Origin of the sequence: Millisia brevis NBRC 105863 (assembly GCF_001552615.1) — a bacterium.
Classification (GTDB): Bacteria; Actinomycetota; Actinomycetes; order Mycobacteriales; family Mycobacteriaceae; genus Millisia; species Millisia brevis.
In genome coordinates this window covers 242,430-263,723 of sequence record NZ_BCRN01000004.1, presented here as the reverse complement: position 1 = coordinate 263,723, position 21,294 = coordinate 242,430, and the positions used below count along the sequence as shown (strand labels likewise).

Annotated in this window: 16 protein-coding genes; 7 read left to right on the top strand and 9 right to left on the bottom strand. The window is 70.4% G+C overall.

Annotated features, from left to right (window positions below):
* Positions 1-107: 107 nt before the first annotated feature.
* On the top strand, positions 108-2,348 hold the full coding sequence (locus tag MB1_RS07770; protein WP_066905388.1) for an MMPL family transporter: 2,241 nt from the start codon (positions 108-110) through the stop codon (positions 2,346-2,348).
* A gap of 148 nt (positions 2,349-2,496) precedes the next feature.
* On the opposite strand, the gene MB1_RS07765 is transcribed toward MB1_RS07770, so the two are convergent.
* The gene (locus MB1_RS07765) at positions 2,497-3,342 is read right to left on the bottom strand and encodes a helix-turn-helix transcriptional regulator (protein WP_066905386.1); all 846 of its coding nucleotides are present in this window, start codon (positions 3,340-3,342) and stop codon (positions 2,497-2,499) included.
* A 172-nt stretch (positions 3,343-3,514) separates the two neighbouring features.
* Between MB1_RS07765 and MB1_RS25590 the strand changes: the two genes are divergently transcribed.
* A complete protein-coding gene (locus tag MB1_RS25590) occupies positions 3,515-4,453 on the top strand; it encodes an SDR family NAD(P)-dependent oxidoreductase (RefSeq protein ID WP_169801616.1) in 939 nt (312 codons plus the stop codon).
* On the opposite strand, the gene MB1_RS07755 is transcribed toward MB1_RS25590, so the two are convergent.
* Together MB1_RS07755 and imuA' are read right to left on the bottom strand one after the other, a co-directional pair.
* Positions 4,444-6,135, bottom strand: coding sequence for a DNA polymerase Y family protein (locus MB1_RS07755; RefSeq protein WP_066905382.1), 1,692 nt, complete (start codon positions 6,133-6,135; stop codon positions 4,444-4,446). The genes MB1_RS25590 and MB1_RS07755 overlap by 10 nt on opposite strands.
* On the bottom strand, positions 6,135-6,887 hold the full coding sequence (gene imuA', locus MB1_RS07750) for a DnaE2-dependent mutagenesis accessory factor ImuA' (protein ID WP_066905380.1): 753 nt from the start codon (positions 6,885-6,887) through the stop codon (positions 6,135-6,137). Before imuA' ends, MB1_RS07755 begins: the two co-directional genes overlap by 1 nt.
* Positions 6,888-7,101: 214 nt before the next feature.
* On the opposite strand from imuA', the gene MB1_RS07745 reads away from it, so the two are divergent.
* Positions 7,102-8,259, top strand: coding sequence for a serine/threonine-protein kinase (locus MB1_RS07745; RefSeq protein ID WP_066905378.1), 1,158 nt, complete (start codon positions 7,102-7,104; stop codon positions 8,257-8,259).
* A gap of 67 nt (positions 8,260-8,326) precedes the next feature.
* Here the strand turns inward: MB1_RS07745 and MB1_RS07740 are convergent, their stop codons facing one another.
* Together MB1_RS07740 and MB1_RS07735 are read right to left on the bottom strand one after the other, a co-directional pair.
* Entirely contained in the window at positions 8,327-9,025 is a 699-nt protein-coding gene (locus MB1_RS07740) for a response regulator (RefSeq protein WP_084351150.1), read from the bottom strand.
* Positions 9,022-10,437 (bottom strand): ATP-binding protein, encoded by a 1,416-nt coding sequence (locus MB1_RS07735; RefSeq protein WP_084351148.1) that lies wholly within the window; start codon positions 10,435-10,437, stop codon positions 9,022-9,024. The genes MB1_RS07740 and MB1_RS07735 overlap by 4 nt, the downstream gene beginning before the upstream one ends.
* A gap of 190 nt (positions 10,438-10,627) precedes the next feature.
* Between MB1_RS07735 and MB1_RS07730 the strand changes: the two genes are divergently transcribed.
* From MB1_RS07730 to MB1_RS07720, 3 genes are all read left to right on the top strand, one after another.
* On the top strand, positions 10,628-12,124 hold the full coding sequence (locus tag MB1_RS07730) for a PspC domain-containing protein (RefSeq protein WP_169801615.1): 1,497 nt from the start codon (positions 10,628-10,630) through the stop codon (positions 12,122-12,124).
* A complete protein-coding gene (locus MB1_RS07725; RefSeq protein ID WP_066905374.1) occupies positions 12,117-12,347 on the top strand; it encodes a hypothetical protein in 231 nt (76 codons plus the stop codon). The genes MB1_RS07730 and MB1_RS07725 overlap by 8 nt, the downstream gene beginning before the upstream one ends.
* Positions 12,348-12,549: 202 nt before the next feature.
* Positions 12,550-14,142, top strand: a complete 1,593-nt coding sequence (locus MB1_RS07720; RefSeq protein ID WP_066905372.1) for a MinD/ParA family ATP-binding protein — start codon at positions 12,550-12,552, stop codon at positions 14,140-14,142.
* A gap of 36 nt (positions 14,143-14,178) precedes the next feature.
* On the opposite strand, the gene guaA is transcribed toward MB1_RS07720, so the two are convergent.
* From guaA to guaB, 4 genes are all read right to left on the bottom strand, one after another.
* On the bottom strand, positions 14,179-15,774 hold the full coding sequence (gene guaA, locus MB1_RS07715) for a glutamine-hydrolyzing GMP synthase (RefSeq protein ID WP_066905370.1): 1,596 nt from the start codon (positions 15,772-15,774) through the stop codon (positions 14,179-14,181).
* A gap of 80 nt (positions 15,775-15,854) precedes the next feature.
* Positions 15,855-17,654, bottom strand: coding sequence for an FAD-dependent oxidoreductase (locus MB1_RS07710; protein WP_066905368.1), 1,800 nt, complete (start codon positions 17,652-17,654; stop codon positions 15,855-15,857).
* Positions 17,655-17,743: 89 nt separating this feature from the next.
* Positions 17,744-18,880: a GuaB3 family IMP dehydrogenase-related protein gene (locus tag MB1_RS07705; protein ID WP_066905366.1), complete on the bottom strand. Its 1,137-nt coding sequence runs from the start codon at positions 18,878-18,880 to the stop codon at positions 17,744-17,746.
* An 88-nt stretch (positions 18,881-18,968) separates the two neighbouring features.
* Positions 18,969-20,510, bottom strand: coding sequence for an IMP dehydrogenase (gene guaB, locus MB1_RS07700; protein WP_174531939.1), 1,542 nt, complete (start codon positions 20,508-20,510; stop codon positions 18,969-18,971).
* 354 nt (positions 20,511-20,864) lie between these two features.
* On the opposite strand from guaB, the gene MB1_RS07695 reads away from it, so the two are divergent.
* Positions 20,865-21,263, top strand: coding sequence for a DUF5319 domain-containing protein (locus tag MB1_RS07695; RefSeq protein ID WP_066905663.1), 399 nt, complete (start codon positions 20,865-20,867; stop codon positions 21,261-21,263).
* The last annotated feature ends 31 nt before the right edge of the window (positions 21,264-21,294 follow it).

The window sequence follows — 21,294 nt, the reverse complement described above, 5'->3', positions numbered from 1 at the left end:
AGCCCGGTTCACATCGACCCGCGCCGCCCTCAACCAGCGCCGCCCATCAACCAGCGCCGACGACCAGCCCGCGATCGACGCGATTCATCGGAGAGGGACCACCCCGCATGGCCACATATCTGTACCGGTTGGGCAGCTTCGCCTACCGCAGGAAATACCTCGTTGTGGGGGTGTGGATCCTCGCCTTCGCGGCGATTCTGGGCACCGTCGCCGCGACCGACCCGCAGACGTCCAACAACTTCAGCCTGCCGGGAACCGACTCCCAGCGGGCGACCGACCTGATGGCCGAGGACTTCCCGGCGATCAGTCAACAGCAGGAACAGGCCTCGACATCGGTGCTGATCCACGCCGACGATGGGCTCGCCGCGCACGACGCGGATATCGACGCGCTGATCGAGCGCCTGCGCACGCTGCCCGACCTCGCGAACGGGGACGCGCTTGCCAATCCGGTGACCGTGGCCGAGCAGGCGCCGGAGCAGGCGGCCTCGGTACTCGGCGACGACGGGCGAGTGGGCCTGATCCAGGTCACCCAGAGCATCCCGATGGCCGACCAGTCGACCGAATCGGTCGACGAGTTCAAGCAGATCATCGCCGACTCCTCGGTCAACGGGCTGCAGGTCGAAGGCACCGGATCGTTGATGACCAGCGGCGTCGAGGGATCGGCGTCCGAGGCGATCGGCTTCGCGGTGGCCTTCGTCGTGATGATCATCGCCTTCGGCGCCCTGGTCGCGTCGTTCATTCCGATCATCACCGCCCTTGTCGGCGTGGCGATCTCGCTGAACCTGCTGACCCTCGGCGCAGCGATCGTCGACGTCAACGAGATGGTCAGCATGATCGCCTCGATGATCGGCATCGCCGTTGCGATCGACTATTCGCTGTTCATCGTCTCCCGGTACCGCAACGAGCTGAACACCTCGCGCAGCCGCGCGGACGCCGCCGGTCGAGCGGTCGGCACGGCGGGATCGTCGGTGGTATTCGCCGGATTGACCGTCGTGATCGCGCTGACGGCGCTGACGATCGTCGGGGTGCCCTTCATCAGCCAGATGGGCATCGGTGCCGCGATCGCGGTGATCGTGTCGGTGCTCTGTGCGACCACCCTGATCCCCGCGGTGCTCGGCATCTTCGGACGGTTCGCCTTCGCCGGCCGGATCCCCGGCATCCGACACGGCGACGAGCCGGACTCGAAGGAATCCAATGGGCACCGGTGGGCGAAGTTCGCGGTGCGCCGCCCGCTGCCGGTCGCGTTGGCCGGCCTGGCGGTGCTCGCGGTGGCCGCGGTCCCGATGACGCGCATGGAACTGGGGATGTCGTTCACCCCGGACGCGCAGCGCCCGGCCCTGGAATTGATGCGGACCGGTTTCGGCGAGGGTGTCAACGGACCGCTGTTCGTGGTGCTCTCGGGCCAAGACGGGCAGGACATCGCGCCCGCCGCCGACGATGCGATCAGCTTCATCCAGGGGCTGAACAACGTCGCCGACCCCGGGCAGCTGATGTGGACCGGCAACGGCACCGGTGCGATGCCCTCGCAGGAGGGCGCGACATCCGCGCTGATCCGGGTGACCCCGCAGACGGCGCCGAGTTCGACCGAAACCCACGACCTGATGGAGGCGATCCGCGCGCACGCGGACACCAGCTCCTCGCAGTTCGGCGTCGAACTCGGGGTGGCGGGTGAGACGGCGATCCTGTCGGACATGTCCAGCAAGCTCGACTCCGCGCTGATCCCCTATTTGATCGTCGTCGTCGGGCTGGCCTTCCTGATCCTGATGCTGGTCTTCCGCTCGATCCTGGTGCCGCTGACCGCGACCCTGGGCTTCCTGTTCTCGGTCTGCGCCACCTTCGGCGTGACCGTGGCGATCTTCCAGGAGGGCTGGGGCGGGCTGATCCAGTACCCGCTGCCGATCATCTCGTTCCTGCCGATCTTCCTGGTGGGCATGGTCTTCGGCCTCGCGATGGACTACCAGGTCTTCCTGGTCACCCGGATGCGCGAGGAGTACGTACACGGCGCCTCGGCGAAGGACGCGATCGTGACCGGCTTCCAGCACGGCGCCCGGGTGGTCACCTCGGCGGCGATCATCATGATCTCGGTCTTCGCGGCGTTCATGCTCTCGCCGGACACCGTGGGCAAGATGATGGGCTTCGCGCTGGCCGCGGCGGTCTTCTTCGACGCGTTCATCATTCGCATGATGGTGATCCCCGCGGTCATGTCGATGCTCGGCGACCGGGCCTGGTGGTTGCCGGCATGGCTCGACCGGATCCTGCCGAATGTCGACGTCGAGGGCGAGAAGTTGCGGTTGGAGTTGGACGCCCGCGACCTGGCACTCGACAGCGACCGACCGGTCAACGTCTGACCCGGAATCGTTCGATCGGCCGTCGCCCGCATTGCGCGGGCGGCGGCCGACGCCGTTGCGGCTGCGGTTGCGGCCGCGGCTCGGAGCGGCCGGTAGGCGGAGCGGCCGGCGCGCGGAGGGGCCGGCGCGCGGAGGGGCCGGTGGGCGGTCAGTGCGCGGTCATCCGCTCGGTGCCGGTCACCCGCAGGACCTCGAGCGCCGACGCCTCGCGGGTACCGGCGGCCGCGGAGTAGACGACCATCATCTGGTCGGTGTCCGGCAGCAGCAGGGTGTCGCAATCCAGGGTCAGCCGGCCGACATCGGGGTGCTCGACCGTCTTGGTCATCGTGCGCGCCACGGTCGACGTCCCGGACTGCCACAACTGTCGGAAGCGCTCGCTGCCGGCGATCACCTCGTCGACGAGCGCCCGCAATTCGGCGTCGTCCGGATAGCGCGAGAGCGCGGCCCGCAGCGACCCGACCGCCTGCTCCTCCGCCACGACGAGATCGTCCGAGGACAGCACCGGGCGAACCGCGTCGGACCCGAGGAATTGCAGCCGGATGATGTTGCGCTGCCGCTCGGGAAGCGCGGTGAGGTCGCCGAGCAGCGCCGCCGCCAACTCGTTCTGCGCCAGCACATCTCCCTTCGCAGACAGGATCAGCGCGGGCAGGTCGGCGAAGCGCTGCAGGAGGCGCAGCACGCTGGGCCGAATGGTCATCTCGATCAGGCCGGGCAGCGGGGGCGCGCTGCCCGCAAGCCGGAAGACCAGGTCGCGGCCGTCGCGGTCGAGGCGCAGGGCCCGGGTCAACGCCGTGAGCACCTGGACGGACGGTTGGGGCGCCCGGCCCTGCTCGAGGCGCACGACATAGTCGACGCTCAGGCCCGCGAGCTGGGCGACCTCCTCGCGGCGCAGGCCGGCCACCCGCCGGTGCTGCCCGACGGTCAGGCCGACCTCCTCCGGCGCGATGCGCGCCCGCGCGGCCCGCAGCACAGTTGCCAATTCGGCACGATCCATGTCCCCACTGTCCTCGTCGGAGCGGGATCTGTCCTCGGGCGCGCGCGGACTCTGCCCGGGACCGCCGGTCCCAGTCTCGAGGCTCTCTTGTTGCACCCGCCGCGCGGCAGCACCGTGGAGGCATCGGTGGGGCGAAGTGCTCCACAACATGGATCGACATCAGGAGGCGGTTGTGGCAACCGTATTCATCACCGGCGGTCATTCCGGTATCGGACTCGAATGCTCCCGGCAGCTCGCCGGTCGCGGGGTCAACCTCGTCCTGGCCGGACGCAGCCCGGACCGGATGCGTGAGGTCGCCGAGGAATTGCGGGCCCGCAACGGGGTCGAGGTGGCCATGGTCGCCCTCGACACCTCGTCGATGGCCTCGGTGCGCGAGGCCGCGCAGACCTGCCGGGCGATGATCGAGCGCGGGGAGATCGCGCCGCTCGACGCGCTGATCTGCAATGCAGGCGGCCGATTCGACGGGCCGGAGTCCTACAGTCCGGAGGGCTACGAGATGACCTTCGCGACCAACTGCCTCGGACACTTCCTGCTCGTCGAGCTCCTGCTGCCCGCGATGGCCGCCGACGGTCGGGTGATCTTCACCGCCAGCGGCACGCACGACGCGGACAGCATGGACGGCCGGTTGATCGGGGCCGCGGTCGCACCGAATGCCGTGGCCCTGGCCAACGACGGCAAGAACGGCGCCAAGCCGCTGTCGGTGGGCAAGCGGTACGCGACCTCGAAGCTCTGCACCGTCATGTACGCCTACGAACTCGCCCGTCGCCTGGAGCGGGAGGGCAGCTCGATCGCATCGATCGCCTACGACCCGGGATCGGTGACCGGGACCGGCCTCGTGCGCGATATGCCCGCGGCGGTGCGGTGGGTGATGAGCACCTCGCTGCCGAATCGGCTGATGAAGCTCATCGGCGTGACCACCTCGACCGCCACGTTCTCCGGGGCGGCGCTGGCGGACCTGGCCGTCGACCCGCGCTACGCGGACGGGACCGGCGGATACTTCCAGGCCAAGGAGGGGAAGCTGTCGAAGGTGGCTTCGTCGAAGGTGTCCTACGACGAGCAGCTCGCGCAGACGCTGTGGCACGACTCGGAGCAACTGGTCGATCATTCGTAGCGCCCCTCGACCCGCCACCCGGCGTCGGTGTAGAGCAGCAACAGCGCGCGGTTGTCGTCGAGCACCACCTGGATCCGGGCGCGCGGCCCGTCGATGTCGGCGTCGGGCCGGCCGGGGGTCGCCCACCATCGGCGATGTACCGGCCAGGGACCCGCCCAGGCCCGCAGCCGCCACCGCCGATCGCGCCGGCGCACCTGCTCGGGTACCGCGGACAGCTCGTCGCGTTCGGTCAGCAGCACCGGGGCCCCGATCCGGTCGAGGACGTCGATATCCGGGTGCTCCCGGTACAGGATCGCCGGCGTCGGCTGCGGCAGCAGACCCGGCCACGGGGCGGCGGGATCGGCGTGCGGCACCCGCTCGTCGCCGAAGGGGATCTCGGTGATGCGCTCCCCCGGCCCGTATCCGCCGGCGACCGTCGCCACCCGAACCGCGTCGCCGCCGAGCAGTCCCTGCACCCGGGTCAGCGCCCGTTGGGCCCGCTCGCCGGCCCGGCCGGTCTCCCCCCACAGCCCGCTCTGCAGAAATCCGGCATCGACCACCTCCAGCGGTTCGAGGCGCAGCAGCACCACCCCCTCGTCCGCGTCGTCGATCTCGTCGCCGGGATCGTCCACCGGCTCCTCGTCGGCCGCCCGAACCGCCCGCCGCCCCGACCGTCCCGCACGGCCGGGCGCCCCCTGACGCCCGCCGGCGATACCGGCTCGCCCGGTCATCCAGCCGTCGATCTGCCAGCGAATGCGATCCGCGGTCGCGCGGGCGGTCAGCGGCTCACCGCATCGCCAGGTCCGCGACAGCACATCGCCGCGGCTGCTCTCGACGTGCACCAGCAGTCGGGTACACGCCAGCCCGGACGCGGCGAGGCGTTGATGGACCTCCTCGGCGAGCCCGCGGCCGACGAAGGCCGCCGCATCCACCCGGCCGACCGGTGGATCGCACCGCTTCTCCACGGCGATATCGGTGGGAACGTCCCGATGGGATACCCCCCGTTCGGGTTCGGCGCGGGACGCCCGGTGCGCGGTGATCGCATCGCGACCGAAGCGGGAGGCGACGTCGGCCGGGGACAGGGCGGCGAAGTCCCCGATCCGCCGCAGCCCCAGCCGGCGGAGCAGATCGATCAGATCGGCGCGGGTGTCGTCCTCGAGGCTGGGCTCGCCGGACAACTCCTCGATCGGCAGTTCGGCGAGGAAGCGGGCGCCGTCCCCCGGCGGAACGAATGTCGTATGCCGGGCGGCGATCACTGCGGTGGTCAACGCGTCGGCGGCCCCGACCCGTATCTCGACCCCGACAGCGGCGGCGATGTCGACCAACCGCTCGGCGGCTTCCTGCTCACCGCCGAATCGGCGCCGCATGCCCCGCGAGTCGAACACCATCAACCCCGGCCGCAGGACCTCGACCCCGGCGGTGACCTCCTCCATCGCCGCGGCGAGTGGCTCGAACAGGCGCGCGTCGCGGCCCGGATCGTCCCGGAAGACGTGCACCTCGGGAGAACGGGACTGGGCTTCCCGACGGCGCAGGCCGCGCCGCACCCCGTTGCGCCGAGCGGTATAGGAGCAGGCGATCACCCGCCCGGCCGCCAGCACCGCGACCTCGGCGTCCTCCGGCAATCCCTCCGCGGCGGCCGCCGCGGTCGCCGGCCAGTCCGGACACAGCACCGCCAGCACCCGCCCGGTCCGCCGATCGCCCATCAGGACACCCCCTCGGCCAGGGCCCGCGCCGACTGCCCGTCACCCGACGCTCCGGGCGAACAGTCCCGCCAGCGTTCCTCTCCGGCAAGCGATTCCACCGACAGCCGCGACTCGGTCCGCCGATGCGACCGGTCGTCGACCGCCACGGCGATCTCGATCGATCGCAGCCGCCCGTGCCCGGAAGCAACCCCCCGGTAGCCGACAACCCGCGACTCGAGGCGCAGATCGGTCCCCGGCCAACTCCCGTCGACCACCACGAGAAGCGCGTCCTTGGCCCGCACCCGGGCGGTGACCGCCCGCGCCCGCGTCGGCGGTACCGCCATCCCACCCAGATGCAGAACCACCACGTCGATCCCGTCGAGCAGGACCGCGGCGATCCGCACCGGGTCGGGGCCGGGATCGGGGATCACCGCGATCCGATCGACCACCCCGCCCAATTCGACCAGGCGCAGCATGCTCAACGCGGGCATACCCACGATCGCGACGTGCGCATCGGCGGCGGTCGCGGCGGCGAGCACCCCGAGCAGTACCGATCCCGCGCCGGCGATCGAGAGCACCGACCCGCGATCGACCACCCCCCGCGGGAAGATCGACTCCATCCCGGCGGGAGCGGGAAGCGAACCGTGCGCGCGCGATCGCAGCCGACCGTCCGCGGACGCCCCACCGGGGCGATCGGGCGACGACATCGCGACCAGCCGACGGCGCAGGGAAGCCACTCGCGCATCGGCCGCCGGAGCCGGTTCGTGCAGCATGTGTACCACCCTTCGTCCCCCCATCGGCCGCTCGAACGCGCCGCCGGAATCCCCGCAAGGGATTCGAACACACTTTCGAATACGTCCATTGAACACGGCTACCGTCGCGACGGTCAACCGGTTGATGCGGGGATCGTGCGCACCCGCGGACAGGAGGGTCGATCGCCGACGGCACCACACACGCGCGGGCCCGGCGACCGCTACGCTCACCAGGGTGACCGAACAGCACCACGGTGGGCGAATCGTTGGCCCGGACTACCTCCTCGCCGGCCGATATCGCCTGGACTCCAAGCTCGGCGGAGGTGGGATGGGCTCGGTCTGGCTGGCCAACGACACGCTCCTGCATCGCAAGGTAGCCGTCAAACAGGTGACCACGACCGTCAATATGGACGAGGCGCAGGCGCGCGAGATCCGCCGTCGCGCAACGCGTGAGGGCCGCATGGCCGCACGCCTGGACAACCCGCACGCGATCGCGATGCACGACGTCGCCCTCGACGGCGGCGAACCCTGGCTGGTCATGGAGTATCTGCCCTCGCGCAGTTTGGCGAAGGCGCTCGGATCCGTCGGCCGCATCCCGCCCAGCGAAGTGATCCAGATCGGCGCGCGGGTGGCCGACGCTCTCGCCGAGGCGCATACCGCCGGCATCGTGCATCGGGATATCAAGCCGGGCAACATCCTGATCGCCGACCGCGGCGCCGCACTCGGCATGGTCAAGATCAGCGACTTCGGCATCTCGCGGGCCACCGGCGAGAAGGACGACGACGATTCCGATGTGATCACCGGTACCCCGGCCTATTTCGCCCCCGAGGTCGCCCGCGGCGCCGACCCGGACGAGGCGAGCGACGTGTTCTCCCTCGGGGCGACGCTGTACACCGCCACCGAGGGGCAGCCGCCGTTCGGTACCGCGGCCGATACCCGCGAATTGCTGCATCGGGTGGCGCTCGGCGAGATTCAGCCGCCGCGGCGCAGCGGCGCGATGACCGCGATCCTGTTGCGCATGCTCGAACCGGACCCCAAGCGCCGACCCACCATGGGGCAGGCCCGCGACGAATTGATCGCGCTGCAGTCCGATGGGCGCACCCGCGCCTCGCTCAACAGCCCCCTGCGGGCGGCCGACGGCGCGGTGCCCTACTGGGCGCGACGCGGCAGCACCTCCGGGTCGACCGAACGGTCCGGCCAACGTCCGTCCGGCACCGCCCCTTTCGCCACCGGTCCCGCCGATACCCGTCGGCTTCCCCGAACCAGCTACGCGCCACCGCCGTTCGAGCCGGCGAAGCGCAAGCCCACCCTGCTGACGCAGCCCTACCTGTCGATGGCGATCGCCGCGCTGGCCATCCTGATCCTGATCGTCGTCCTGCTGATCCTGCTCTGACGGTCAGCCCCCGCCGCCGGTGCGGTCGGCGGGGGGGATCAGCGGTACGGCTCGGCGTCGTATCGGATCAGTCGAGACGGCGGCGGTGCGCCCAGCGGGTGAGCGCATTCCGGTTCGACTGCTGCGTCTTGCGCAGCACATTCGACGCGTGGGTCTCGACGGTCTTGATCGAGATGACCAGCCGCTCGGCGATCTCCCGGTAGGTATAGCCGCGCGCGAGCAGCCGCAGCACCTCGAGCTCGCGGGGTGTCAACGAGTCGAGCTCGGGGTCGAGCTGCGGTTCCGGGACGGCCGACCGACCGGTGAAGGAGTCGAGCACGAAGCCCGCAAGCCGCGGGCTGAAGACCGCGTCTCCCCCGGCGACCCGCCGGATCGCGTCCGCCAGTTCCGTTCCGGACACGGTCTTGGTGACATAGCCGCGGGCGCCGGCGCGGATGACCGCGATGACGTCCTCGGCGGCGTCGGAGACGCTCAACGCCAGGCAGACCGGCCCCTGCACGATCTCGCGCAGCACCGCGACGCCACCGCCGTCCGGCATGTGTACGTCGAGCAGGACCACGTCCGGCATGGTCGCCTCGATGCCGTGGATCGCCTCGGCGACCGTGCCGGCATCACCCACGACCTCGATATCGGCCATATCGGACAGCTCGGCGCGCACCCCGGAACGGAAGACCCGGTGATCGTCGACGAGGAAGACGCGAAATCGCCGTTGCTCGGTGGACTCCGTCCGGGTCCCGAAGCCGCCGGCCGCGCGCACGCCGCTCATCGACTCACCTGCGGATCGGACACTCGTGCGTCCACCACACCGTCCTTCTTGTCGTTGTCGTCCCTGTTGTTGTCGTCCCGGCTGCCATCGTCCCGGGCGGCGTTGCCGTCGGCCCGGTCACCGGCGCTCGCCGACGGGTCGGCGTCCTCGCCGCCGTCCTCGGAGGCATCGTCACCGTTCGCCCCGGTGACCGGGCCGAGCGGTACGTGGATGCCGATCTCGGTACCCCGTCCCTGCTCCGACCAGATGTCGACCGAGCCGCCGCGCCGCTCGATGCGCCGCCGGATCGATACCGCCACCCCGCGCCGATCCTCGGAGACCGCGTCGACATCGAAGCCGCGCCCCCGGTCGCGCACGAAGACGCTGACCTGCTCGTCCCCGGCCTCGACGAACAGGTCGATCGCCGAGCAGCCCGAGTGCTTGGCCGCGTTGACCAGCGACTCGCGGGTGGCACCGAGCAGGGCGGTGATCACCCGCTTGTCGAGCCGGCCGTCGTCGAGCGGAACCTCGCCGACGATCACCGGGTCGACCGTCACCGCGTAGGTGTCCTCGACCTCGCCGGCGATCGTCTGCATCGCCCCGGACAGGGTGGCGTGATCGGGTCCGTCGTCACCGAACAGCCAGCGTCGCAGTTCGCGCTCCTGGCTGCGGGCCAACCGGGCGACCTCGCCGGGCCGATCGGCCTGCTTCTGGATCAACGCCAGGGTCTGCAGGACCGAATCGTGCAGGTGGGAGGCGATCTCCTCGCGTTCCTCGTTGCGGATCCTGGCGGCCCGCTCGTCGGACAGGGTGCCCACCAGACGCATCCACAACGGCACGGTCAACAGACCGACGCCCATCAGGGTGGCGACCGCGGCGAACATCGACGAGCGCAGCGCCCCGAGATCGACCTGGAAGGCGACGACGACCAGCACCCCGAGCAGCACCATCGCCACGCCGGTCACCACACGCGCGGCGGTCAACAGACGGGCGCGGCGGGTCTGCGGCACCGTCGGGCGCTGACCGCCGAAGTCGAATTCCCGCCAGACCAGCGCCGCGCCACATCCCACCGCGACCAGCGGGATCATCAACCAGCCCGCGCTGCTGCCCGCCAACAATCCGAGGGCGGCCGCACCGGCGAGGGCCATCGCGATCAGGCCGTAGGCGCGCCGCCGCTCGTCGGCGGACGGCTGGCGCACGTCGTCACCGACGCTGGTGAACATCCACAACAGCCCGTAGGCGACGATACCGGATCCACCGAGGACCGCCAGCACCGCAAAGGCGACCCGGATGGGAAAGACATCGATACCGAGGTGATCGGCCAGGCCGCCGGCGACCCCGCCGACGATGCGGCCGGCCGAGCGGCGCCGCAGCGGGACGACCGAGCCGCCGACACCGGATTCGGCCGCGCCCGACCGGGCGGCCCGCAGCATCGGACCGCCCCGGGCCGCCGAAACGGACTGCTCGGGTCGGGGAGAACTCACCCCTCCATGGTGGCACGCACCGGCGTCTCGGGCATCGGGGACAACCCGGATCCGATCCCCACACCCCCGGGGCTCTCGGGGGACGGATTCAGGGATTCACCCGATGTGCGGAGCACCCCCGCTCTTGCACGATGGTGTGGTGACCAATCCCAGCCCCAGTCAGCAGCTTGCCCAGCTGTGGCGTACCCGACCGCATCGGCTCCCCGATCGAGGTCCGATCGCGGGTGTCGCCGCGGCCTTCGGCCATCGCTACAACGTCGACCCCACCCTGGTGCGCATCGCCTTCGTCGTCACCACCATCTTCGGTGGCTCCGGCCTGTTCCTCTATCTGTTCGCCTGGTTGACCCTGCCGCGCGCCGGCAGCGGTGTCTCGATGGCGGACATGCTGCTCGGCCGCGGCCGATCCGGCGATTCGCAGACCGCGGCCGTCCTGGTCGCCGGAGCGACCCTGCTCAGCCTGATCGGTGGCACCCCGATCGGTGTCGGACTGATCGGCGCCGGCCCGCTGTCGCTGATCGCGATGGGCGCCGCCTGGTGGCTGCTGTACAAGCGGACCCCGAATCCGCCGGTCGAGTATCCGCTCCCCGCCGGCTCGAACCCCGCACCCGGCGTGGCGTCGGGTCCGGTATTCGGTCGGACCGACTCGCTCTGGGATACCGGGTCGACCTGGAACGCCTATACGGTGCTGCCGGATCACTACGAGCCCGAGCCGACCCGCCCGGCCCCGCCCGCCGCCGCACCCGGCGCCCCGGCTCCCGGCCGCCCGGCACCCACCGCCGGACCTGCGACCACCGCCGGACCTGCGGCTACCGGCGGACCGTCCCTGTCGAAGGACACCGCGACCACCCCGGGCCCGTCGCTGCACAAGGCCACCGCGACCACCGCCGAACAGCGCGGCGCCGCGGCCGCCACGTACCCGGCCGCCGGCCGCCCGAACACCGCGCCGTTCACCCCCGGCCGCCCGCCGTCGTGGGATCCGCTCGGCGTCGCCCCCTTCGCCTGGGATCTGCCCGACCCGAACGCACCGGCCGAGCCGGTCGCGGCCGGTCGGCGACGCTCGCACTACACCTCGAAGGTGCTCGGCGCGGCGATCGTGATCACCGCGGCCACCGCCGGCGTCGGACTCGCGACCGGCGGGTCCTGGGTCACCCTCGCGCACCTGTCGGCGGTCGCGCTGCTGGTGATCGGCCTGGGATTGCTCTTCGGTGGCCTGCGCCGCCGCGGCTACGGGCTGCTCTTCTTCGCCGCCCCGCTGTCCGCGGTGATGATCACCGCCTCGCTGGTCCCCGGGGATATCTTCGATCTCGACGCGGAAACCGTGGTCAGTGGGCAGACCGCCGTGATGCGTCCCCAGTCGGTCGACGACCTGAGCTCCAGCTACGCCAACGGATTCGGCGAGTTCACCCTCGACCTGTCGAATATCGACCTCGACGCCGACCGCACCATCGACATCACCACGCACTTCGGCGAGACGACGGTCACCGTCCCGGCCGATATGCGGGTGGACGTCACCTGCGATGCCAAGATGGCCGAGGCGCTCTGCGATATCCCGGCTGCCGGCAATGCCGACGATCCGGTGTTGACGCTCGACATGTCCGCTCGATTCGCCGACGTTCAGGTGGTGCGCAATGGCTGATACGCAGACGACCCTCGGCGACTCCGAACCGCAGGTGCGCCGACGCTCGGCACCGCTGATGATCGCCGGTCTGCTGACGATCACGATCGCCCTGGCCGGGTTGCTGGGCCCGGAGACGGTGGCCGGACTGTTCGATCTACCGCTGGGCTGGCTGATCGTCATAGCCGCAACCGCGGGCGGAGCGTTCCTGTTGATGAAACCGGACCGAAAGCGCGTTCGGTAGCTCGATATCCGGAACCGGGTACTCTGCAGATAACACAATGATGCCGAGTACCCGGTTTCCGCTGTTCCCACGGTAGAATCCGGCAGGTCGGACCTTCGGCAGGCGGTGTCACACCCGTCGTGCCGACGCCACCGTTCCCGACGGTCGGAGCATCGGTGGGATGCGACGGTTCGACCGTCGCCGGAAGGGGAGATGGACGTCCGTGACCGATACCCAACAGGGCCCACAGGACACCACCGATCGCTCGGCCGGTGAATGGACCCCCTCCCACTCGATCACCGTCCCCACCACGGCCCAGCCGACGCTCATCCGCACCAAGGAGGACGTCGAGCGAGCGGTCGCCACCGCCCCCACCGTGCCGAACGAGGCCGTTCCGTCGGGGCCGCCGGCGCCGTCCGGGTGGGCACAGGTACCGGTCACCCCGCTCCAGGCTCCCCCCGCGCCCCGGCCGAACGGCCACGGTCCGTCGCCAACCGGCACGGGTCGCCCGCTCGCCGACCAGCACGGCGCGTCGATCGCACTCCCCGGTTCCGATCGCCGTCCCGTGCCGTCCGAGGGCGACCGGCGCCCGGTCCCCGCAGATGCGGACAGCCATCCCGCGCGCGCCGGCGCGGAGCATCCCGCCGCGCCGACCGAGGTGGAGCGACACTCCGGTGCGCCCGACGTGGACGGCGCTCGTCCCCCGATGTTCTTCGCGGCGGACCTGCCCGCGGCCGAGACCGAGATGATGACCGTCGCACCCGTCGAGCAGATCCCGTCCGCCCGCGGCGACGTCGACGATCGGGCCCCCGCCGAGCCGGTCGCGCCGCTGCCACCTCCGCAGCGGGTCACCCGGGACGCGGCACCCTTCGCCGCGCCCGCGCCGGAGTCCGCGGTCGACGAATTGACCCTGCTGCGCCCGACGAAACGTCCCGCCCGACACGGCCTGCGCAAGCTCGTCTACACCGCGTCCGCGGGCTCGATCAACCTGGGCCCCTCGCAGGCGGAACTCGAACACGACCAGCTGGTCACCCGGATCAATCAGCCGATGCGGGGCCGCCACAAGATCGCCTTCGTCTCGATCAAGGGTGGGGTGGGCAAGACCACCGTCGCCAATACGGTCGGATCGACCTTCGCGTCGGTGCGCGGCGATCGGGTGATCGCGATCGACGCCAACCCCGACCTCGGCACCCTCGCCGACCGCGTCCACCGCGAACACGAATACACCGTCCGCGATCTGCTGGCCGATCCGAAGGTGCGCACCTACAGCGATGTGCGGCGCTATACCTCGCAGGGCGACTCACGCCTGGAGGTACTCGCCAGCGAGGTCGACCCGACAACGGCCGAAGCCTTCAGCGAGAGCGACTATCTCGACACGCTGCGCATCCTCGAGGTGCACTACAACATCGTGCTGACCGACTGCGGTACCGGTATCTCCCATTCGGCGATGCACGGCATCCTCAACCAGGCCGACGCATTGGTGATCATCTCCTCGACGGCCCGCGACGGTGCGCGCAGCGCCGTAGCCACCGTGACCTGGCTCAACGAGCACGGCTACAAGGATCTCGTGTCGCACTCGATGGTCGCGATCAACTCGCTGCGTCCGGGTCCCGGCGCCCTCGATCCGGAACGCCTCGAACAGGTCTTCCTGTCCCGGGGGGTGCGCGGCGTCGCCAACCTGCCCTACGATGCGCATCTGGCCGAGGGGGGTCCGATCGAGATGTCGCTGCTCGGGCGCCGCACCACCAATGCCTACCTGCAGTTGGCGGCGTCCCTCGCCGACGGCTTCGCCCGGATCACGCCCGACGGCAGCTGAGCGCTCCCCTGCCGCCGCGCGACGGGGGCAGCGCCGTCACTCCCACTCGATGGTGCCCGGCGGCTTGCTGGTGACGTCGAGAACCACCCGGTTGACGTCCGGCACCTCGTTGGTGATCCGCGTGGAGATCCGTTCGAGCACGTCGTAGGGCACCCGGGTCCAGTCGGCCGTCATCGCGTCCTCGCTGGAGACCGGGCGCAACACGATCGGATGCCCGTAGGTGCGTCCGTCGCCCTGCACACCGACGCTGCGCACATCGGCCAGCAGCACCACCGGGCACTGCCAGATCGCGCCGTCCAACCCGGCGGAGGTCAGTTCGGCACGGGCGATCGCGTCGGCGGCCCGCAGCGTCGTCAACCGCTGCTCGCTGACCGCGCCGACGATGCGGATCGCCAGGCCGGGACCGGGGAAGGGCTGGCGGGCGACGATCACCTCGGGCAGGCCCAGCTCGCGCCCCACCGCGCGGACCTCGTCCTTGAACAGGGTGCGCAGCGGCTCGACCAGTTCGAACTGCAGGTCGTCGGGCAGTCCCCCGACGTTGTGATGGCTCTTGATGTTCGCGGTACCGGAGCCGCCACCGGATTCGACGACGTCCGGGTACAGCGTGCCCTGGACGAGGAAGTCGATACCGTCGCCGCCGGACTCGCTGATCAGATCCGCGACCGCACCCTCGAAGCTGCGGATGAATTCGCGGCCGATGATCTTGCGCTTCTCCTCGGGATCGGTGATGTCCTCGAGGTGACCCAGGAAGGTGTCGACGGCATCGACGGTGACCAGCCGGGCGCCGGTCGCCGCGACGAAGTCCTGCTGGACCTGCTCGCGCTCGCCGGCGCGCAGCAGACCATGGTCGACGAAGACACAGGTCAACCGGTCCCCGATCGCCCGCTGCACCAGGGCCGCGGCGACCGCGGAGTCGACGCCGCCGGACAGGCCGCAGATCGCGCGGCCGTCGCCGATCTGCTCGCGCACCCGCTCGACCAACGTCTCGGCGATGCTCGCCGCGGTCCAGGTCGGGCTGATGCCGGCGATATCGCGCAGGAACCGCTCGAGGACCGTGCGGCCGTGCGGGCTGTGGATGACCTCCGGGTGATACTGCACCCCCGCCATCCGCCGCTCCCGGTTTTCGAAGGCCGCCACCGGGGCACCCGGCGTGGACGCCGTCACCACGAATCCGGGGGGCGCCTCGGTCACCGCGTCGCCGTGGCTCATCCAGACCTCGTGCCGCTGCGGCAGACCCGCATGCAGCGAGCCCGCCTCGACCTCGAGGCCGGTGCGACCGTATTCGCGGGTGCCGGTATGCGTCACCGCTCCACCGAGCACCGAGGCCATCGCCTGGAAGCCGTAGCAGATCCCGAAGATCGGGATACCCAGGTCGAAGATCGCCGGATCGATGCTCGGGGCACCGGGCTCGTAGACGCTCGACGGCCCACCCGAGAGGACCAACCCGATCGGGGCGCGCGCGGCGACCTCCGCGGCGGTGATCGTATGCGGGACAACCTCCGAGTAGACGCGCTCCTCGCGGACTCGGCGGGCGATCAGCTGCGCGTACTGCGCACCGAAATCGACCACCAGCACCGCGGGCTGCGGCCCGTCCTCGGCAGGGGCGGGCACGCTCGCGGCATTATCGGTCACGACGGGCAGTCTAGTGGCGCCCCGGCCCCGACGAGACGTCCGGGCGTATCGCCGGGGTATCGGGGCGCCGACGGGGTCGGTCAGGACGCCGATCGGGAGTGATCGAGGTCGCGCAGCGGAGGCGGATCGGCGGCGATCACCCGCCCCGAGGTCACCCCGACGATCGGCAGCCGCAGCCCGCCGGCGGCACCCGCGGGCACCACCGGCGCCTCGGGGGCGACCGGGTCGACCCGCCGATAGGCCTCACCCTGCTGCGGGCGCTGATCGGATTGCCCCTTGTTCGGCCACATCGACGCCGCCCGCTCGGCCTGGGCCGCGATGGTCAGCGAGGGGTTGACGCCGAGGTTCGCCGAGACGGCCGCGCCGTCGACCACGTACAGCGTCGGGTAACCGTGCACGCGGTGGTACGGATCGATCACCCCCTTGTCGGGGGTCTCGGCGATGACGGCACCGCCGAGGAAGTGCGCGGTCAGCGGGATGTTGAAGATCTCCGGCCAGCTGCCGCCGGCGACGCCGTCGATCTTCTCCGCGATCCGACGGGTCGCCTCGTTGCCCTCGGGGATCCAGGTCGGGTTCGGCTCCCCGTGGCCCTGCCGGCTGCTCAGCCGTCGGCCGAGCGGGCCCCGCTTGGTGAAGGTGGTGATCGAGTTGTCGAGGTGCTGCATCACCAGGGTGATGATCGTGCGCTCGCTCCACCGGCGGACCTGCAACATCGACGCGGTGTGCACGGGGTTGCGGACCGCCTGGCCGAGGAACTTGGCCCACCGCGGTCGGCTGCCGCCGCCGTCGGTCATCAGCGTCTGCAGCAGGCCCATCGCATTGGACCCGTGCCCGTAGCGCACCGGTTCGATGTGGGTATTCGGCGTCGGGTGGAACGAGGAGGTGATCGCCACCCCCTCGGTGAAATCGACATCCGGGTCGACCCGGGTGCGGGCCGCCCCGAGGATCGCCTCCGAGTTGGTGCGGGTCAGCACGCCGACCTGATCGGACAGCCGCGGCAGCGCTCCGGTGTCACGGGCGTGGTGCAGCAGCGACTGGGTCCCCCAGGTGCCGGCGGCCAGGATGACCCGGCCGGCGGTGTACGTCCGGCGACCGCGTCGCACCGACCCGGAACGCTTGGTGCGCACCTGCCAGGAGCCGTCGGCCTGCGGGAGCAAATCGGTGACCGTCGTCATCGGCAGCACGGTGGCGCCGGCGGCCTCCGCCAATCCGAGGTAGTTCTTGACCAGGGTGTTCTTGGCACCGTGCCGACATCCGGTCATGCACTCACCGCATTCGATGCAGCCGGTGCGCTCCGGGCCCGCCCCGCCGAAGTAGGGGTCGGGGACCGTCTCGCCCGGTGCGCCGAAGAACACCCCGACCGGGGTGGAGACAAACGTATCGGCGACGCCCATGTCCTCCGCGACCGAGCGCAGCACGCGGTCGGCCGGGGTGGTCTTGCCGTATCGGACGACACCGAGCATGCGCTGGGCCTGCTCGTAGTGCGGCGCCAACTCCTCCTGCCAGTCGGTGATGTCCGCCCACTGCCGGTCCCGGAAGAACGGCGCAGGCGGCACGTAGAGCGTGTTGGCGTAGTTGAGACTGCCGCCGCCAACCCCGGCACCGGCCAGCACCATGCACTCACGCATGAGGTAGATGCGCTGGATCCCGAAACACCCGAGGGCGGGGGCCCACAGGAACTTGCGCAGATCCCAGCTGGTGCGTGCGAAGTCGGCGTCGGCGAAGCGCCGTCCGGCTTCGAGGACACCGACGCGGTATCCCTTTTCCACCAGCCGCAGCGCCGATACGCTCCCGCCGAATCCCGATCCGATGATCAGGACGTCGAAATCGTGGTCCGCAGGCTGTTCGGTTGGATCGACGGGCTGTGTCGATTCGGCCATGGGTTCGCCTCCCAATGATGTGACTCACAAAAGCATATACGCGTTTCCGCGAGTCACACCAAAATGGTCGACAGCGTCGACCAGGGCGGTCAGCCCTGGACGTTCAGCCCGACGCGCTGAAATTCCTTCAGGTCGGAGTAGCCGGCCTTGGCCATCGAACGGCGCAGGCCACCAACCAGATTCAGCGTGCCGAAGGCATCCCCGGAGGGGCCGGTCAGCACGGCGTCCAGGCTCGGCGGATTCGGCTCCCCGACCGGGAGCAGCGTGCCGCGCGGCATCGACGGATGGGCGGCCGCCGACGGCCAGTACCAGCCGCGCCCGGGGGCGACGTCCGCGACGGCCAGCGGCGCACCGAGCACGGCAGCGTCCGCACCACAGGCGATCGCCTTGGCGAGCTGACCGGAGGTCTCGATCCCGCCGTCGGCCAGCACGTGCACGTAGCGGCCGCCGGTCTCGTCGAGGTAGTCGCGCCGCGCCGCCGCCGCGTCCGCGATCGCCGTCGCCATCGGCACCGCGATACCGAGCACCTCACCGGTGGTCGTCGCCCCCGGGGTGGAGCCGTACCCGACGATGACGCCGGCCGCGCCGGTGCGCATCAGGTGCAGCGCGGTGCGGTGGTCGCTGACGCCGCCGGCGACCACGGGGATGTCGAGATCGGCGATGAAGGTCTTCAGGTTGAGCGGCTCACCGCCCCGGCCGACATGCTCGGCGGAGATGATCGTGCCCTGGATGACCAACAGGTCGATCCCCGCGGTCTGCAGGATCGGGGTGAGCACCCGGGCGTTCTGCGGGCTGACCCGCACCGCGGTGGTGACCCCGGAGCTGCTGATCTCGGCCACCGCGGCACCGAGCAGGTCCGGGTCGAGCGGCTCGGAGTGCAGCTGCTGCAGGTACCGCAACGCGTCGTTGGGGTCCTCGGCGGTCTCCGCCAGGTGGGTCAGGTACTCGAGCTTCGCCGGTACGTCGGCGTGCCGGGCCCAGAGGCCCTCGCCGTTGAGCACGCCGAGGCCGCCGCGCTTGCCCAGCGCGAGCGCGAAGCTCGGCGAGACGAGTGCGTCGGTCGGATGCGCGACGATCGGGATATCGAACCGATAGGCGTCGAGCTGCCAGGACACCGATACGTCCTTCGACGATCGCGTCCGGCGGGACGCGGCAATATCGACATCATCCAGCTCGTACGTCCGGCGGGCACTGCGACCCATCCCAATTTCGACGAGATCGCGCACGGCAACCCTTCCCCTCGTCGCGCGCACCACGGCCCCGCGACAGATCCATCGGCTTTACCCCCGGCCCTCCCCCGGGAGCACCTGAACGCTACCGTGCGGTGTAATTCGGCGCTTCGACGGTCATGGTGATGTCGTGCGGATGACTCTCCTTGAGGCCCGCCGCGGTGATCTGAACGAAGCGAGCCTTCTGCAGATCCTCGATCGTCGCCGAGCCGGTATAGCCCATGGCGGCGCGCAATCCGCCGGTCAACTGGTGGATGACCTGGGACAGCGGCCCGCGCACGGGGACGCGTCCCTCGATGCCCTCGGGAACCAGCTTGTCCTCGGCGAGCACGTCGTCCTGGAAGTAGCGGTCCTTCGAGTACGAGCGGGCGCCGGCGCGGCCCTGCATCGCTCCCAGCGAGCCCATGCCGCGGTAGCTCTTGAACTGCTTGCCGTTGACCAGAATCACCTCACCGGGCGACTCGACCGTGCCGGCGAGCAGCGAACCGAGCATCGCGGTCGACGCGCCGGCGGCGATCGCCTTGGCGATGTCACCGGAGAACTGCATGCCGCCGTCGGCGATAACCGGCACTCCCGCCGGGCGGCAGACGGCGTCGGCCTCGAGGATCGCGGTGATCTGCGGGGCGCCGACGCCGGCGACCACGCGGGTGGTGCAGATCGAGCCCGGTCCGACGCCGACCTTGACCGCGTCCGCCCCGGCCTCGACCAGGGCGGCGGCACCGGCGCGGGTCGCGACATTGCCGCCGACGACCTGGACACCGGAGGTCTCGGCCTTGATCTTGCTGACCATGTCGAGGACCTGCGAATTGTGTCCATGGGCGGTGTCGACGATCAGCACGTCCACACCGGCGTCGACCAGCGTCATCGCGCGCGTCCACGCGTCCGCGCCGACCCCGACCGCCGCGCCGACCAGCAGTCGGCCGTCCCGGTCCTTGGTGGCGAGCGGATGCTGTTCGGTCTTGACGAAGTCCTTGACGGTGATCAGGCCGGTGAGGTTGCCGTGCCCGTCGACGATCGGGAGCTTCTCGATCTTGTTCTTGCGCAGCAGGCGCAGGGCCGCCTCGGCGGTGACCCCCTCGCGCGCGGTGATCAGCGGAGCGGTGGTCATCACCTCCGACACCGGCCGGTTGTGGTCGACCTCGAAGCGCATATCGCGGTTGGTGATGATGCCCACCAGCGCGCCCGACTCGTCGGTGACCGGCAGACCGGAGATACGGAATCGCGCACAGAGCGCGTCGACCTCGGCGAGGGTGTCGGTCGGCTTGCAGGTGACCGGATCGGTCACCATGCCCGCCTCGGAGCGCTTGACGGTCTCGACCTGGCCCGCCTGGTCCTGGACCGAGAGATTGCGGTGCAGCACGCCCATGCCACCGGCGCGGGCCATGGCGATCGCCATCCGCGCCTCGGTGACGGTATCCATCGCGGAGCTGACCAGTGGAACCCGCAGGCTGATCTCGCGGGTGATGCGGCTGGAGGTGTCGACCGAACTGGGCAGCAGATCCGACTGATCGGGGATCAACAGAACATCGTCGAAGGTCAGCCCGAGCATCGCGACCTTGCCGGGATCATCTCCCCCGGTTCGCACGGCCGTCTCGGTCGTCGTACGCGGAGCGATAGACGTACTCATCCGGTTGTCGACCTCCTGATTGATACCGCACCGAAATCTCGACAACGATGCGGCGCGCATGGATTGACACGTGCTCGACACGATCGCGTCCCGGCGGATCGGTCATCGATTCCCGCCGGATGATCACTACGAGCAATGCGCACAACAATGAACGACGGACTCGTGTTCCCGTTAATCGTATCCGGTTCGACCGGAGACCGATCCACTGCCGCCGGTGTGCCGGTAACTCTTCGGTTACACGGCCGGTTACCTGGTCGAATACCCGCTCGTCATCGGCGTTGGGGGCCGCGGAATCCCGACCGGGCCGCCGACCCGGCTGGCGCTACCCGACCCGTTTTGCGTACCGTGGACCTCGTGCGCGATCACCTTCCACCGGGATTGCCGCCGGACCCGTTTGCCGGGGATCCGGCGGATCCCTCTGCTGCGCTCGACGCGATCGAGCCGGGACGGCCGCTCGATTCGCGGGAGCGGCTGGCGGTCGAGGAGGATCTCGCCGATCTCGCGGTATACGAAGGTCTGCTCGCTCCGCGCGGTTTCCGCGGCCTGGTCGTCTGCTGCGACGACTGCAATCAGGATCACTATCACGACTGGGACATGCTGCGGGCCAACCTGCTGCAACTGCTGGTCGACGGCACGGTGCGCCCACACGAACCGGCCTACGATCCGCAGCCCGATGCCTACGTCACGTGGGATTACTGCCGCGGCTTCGCCGACGCGACCCTCGGCGACAACGCGCTGCGCCACGATCACTGAGGCATTGCGGATCGATCCGCCCCGGTCTCGA

What these genes read in the sequence shown, in the direction of transcription:
- MB1_RS07710 (WP_066905368.1), bottom strand. Translation starts at nt 17,654, where the DNA reads ATGGCCGAATCGACACAGCCCGTCGATCCAACCGAACAGCCTGCGGAC.
- MB1_RS07740 (WP_084351150.1), bottom strand. Translation starts at nt 9,025, where the DNA reads ATGAGCGGCGTGCGCGCGGCCGGCGGCTTCGGGACCCGGACGGAGTCC.
- MB1_RS07765 (WP_066905386.1), bottom strand. Translation starts at nt 3,342, where the DNA reads ATGGATCGTGCCGAATTGGCAACTGTGCTGCGGGCCGCGCGGGCGCGC.
- guaB (WP_174531939.1), bottom strand. Translation starts at nt 20,510, where the DNA reads ATGAGTACGTCTATCGCTCCGCGTACGACGACCGAGACGGCCGTGCGA.
- MB1_RS07735 (WP_084351148.1), bottom strand. Translation starts at nt 10,437, where the DNA reads ATGCTGCGGGCCGCCCGGTCGGGCGCGGCCGAATCCGGTGTCGGCGGC.
- MB1_RS07755 (WP_066905382.1), bottom strand. Translation starts at nt 6,135, where the DNA reads ATGGGCGATCGGCGGACCGGGCGGGTGCTGGCGGTGCTGTGTCCGGAC.
- imuA' (WP_066905380.1), bottom strand. Translation starts at nt 6,887, where the DNA reads ATGCTGCACGAACCGGCTCCGGCGGCCGATGCGCGAGTGGCTTCCCTG.
- MB1_RS07725 (WP_066905374.1), top strand. Translation starts at nt 12,117, where the DNA reads ATGGCTGATACGCAGACGACCCTCGGCGACTCCGAACCGCAGGTGCGC.
- MB1_RS07770 (WP_066905388.1), top strand. Translation starts at nt 108, where the DNA reads ATGGCCACATATCTGTACCGGTTGGGCAGCTTCGCCTACCGCAGGAAA.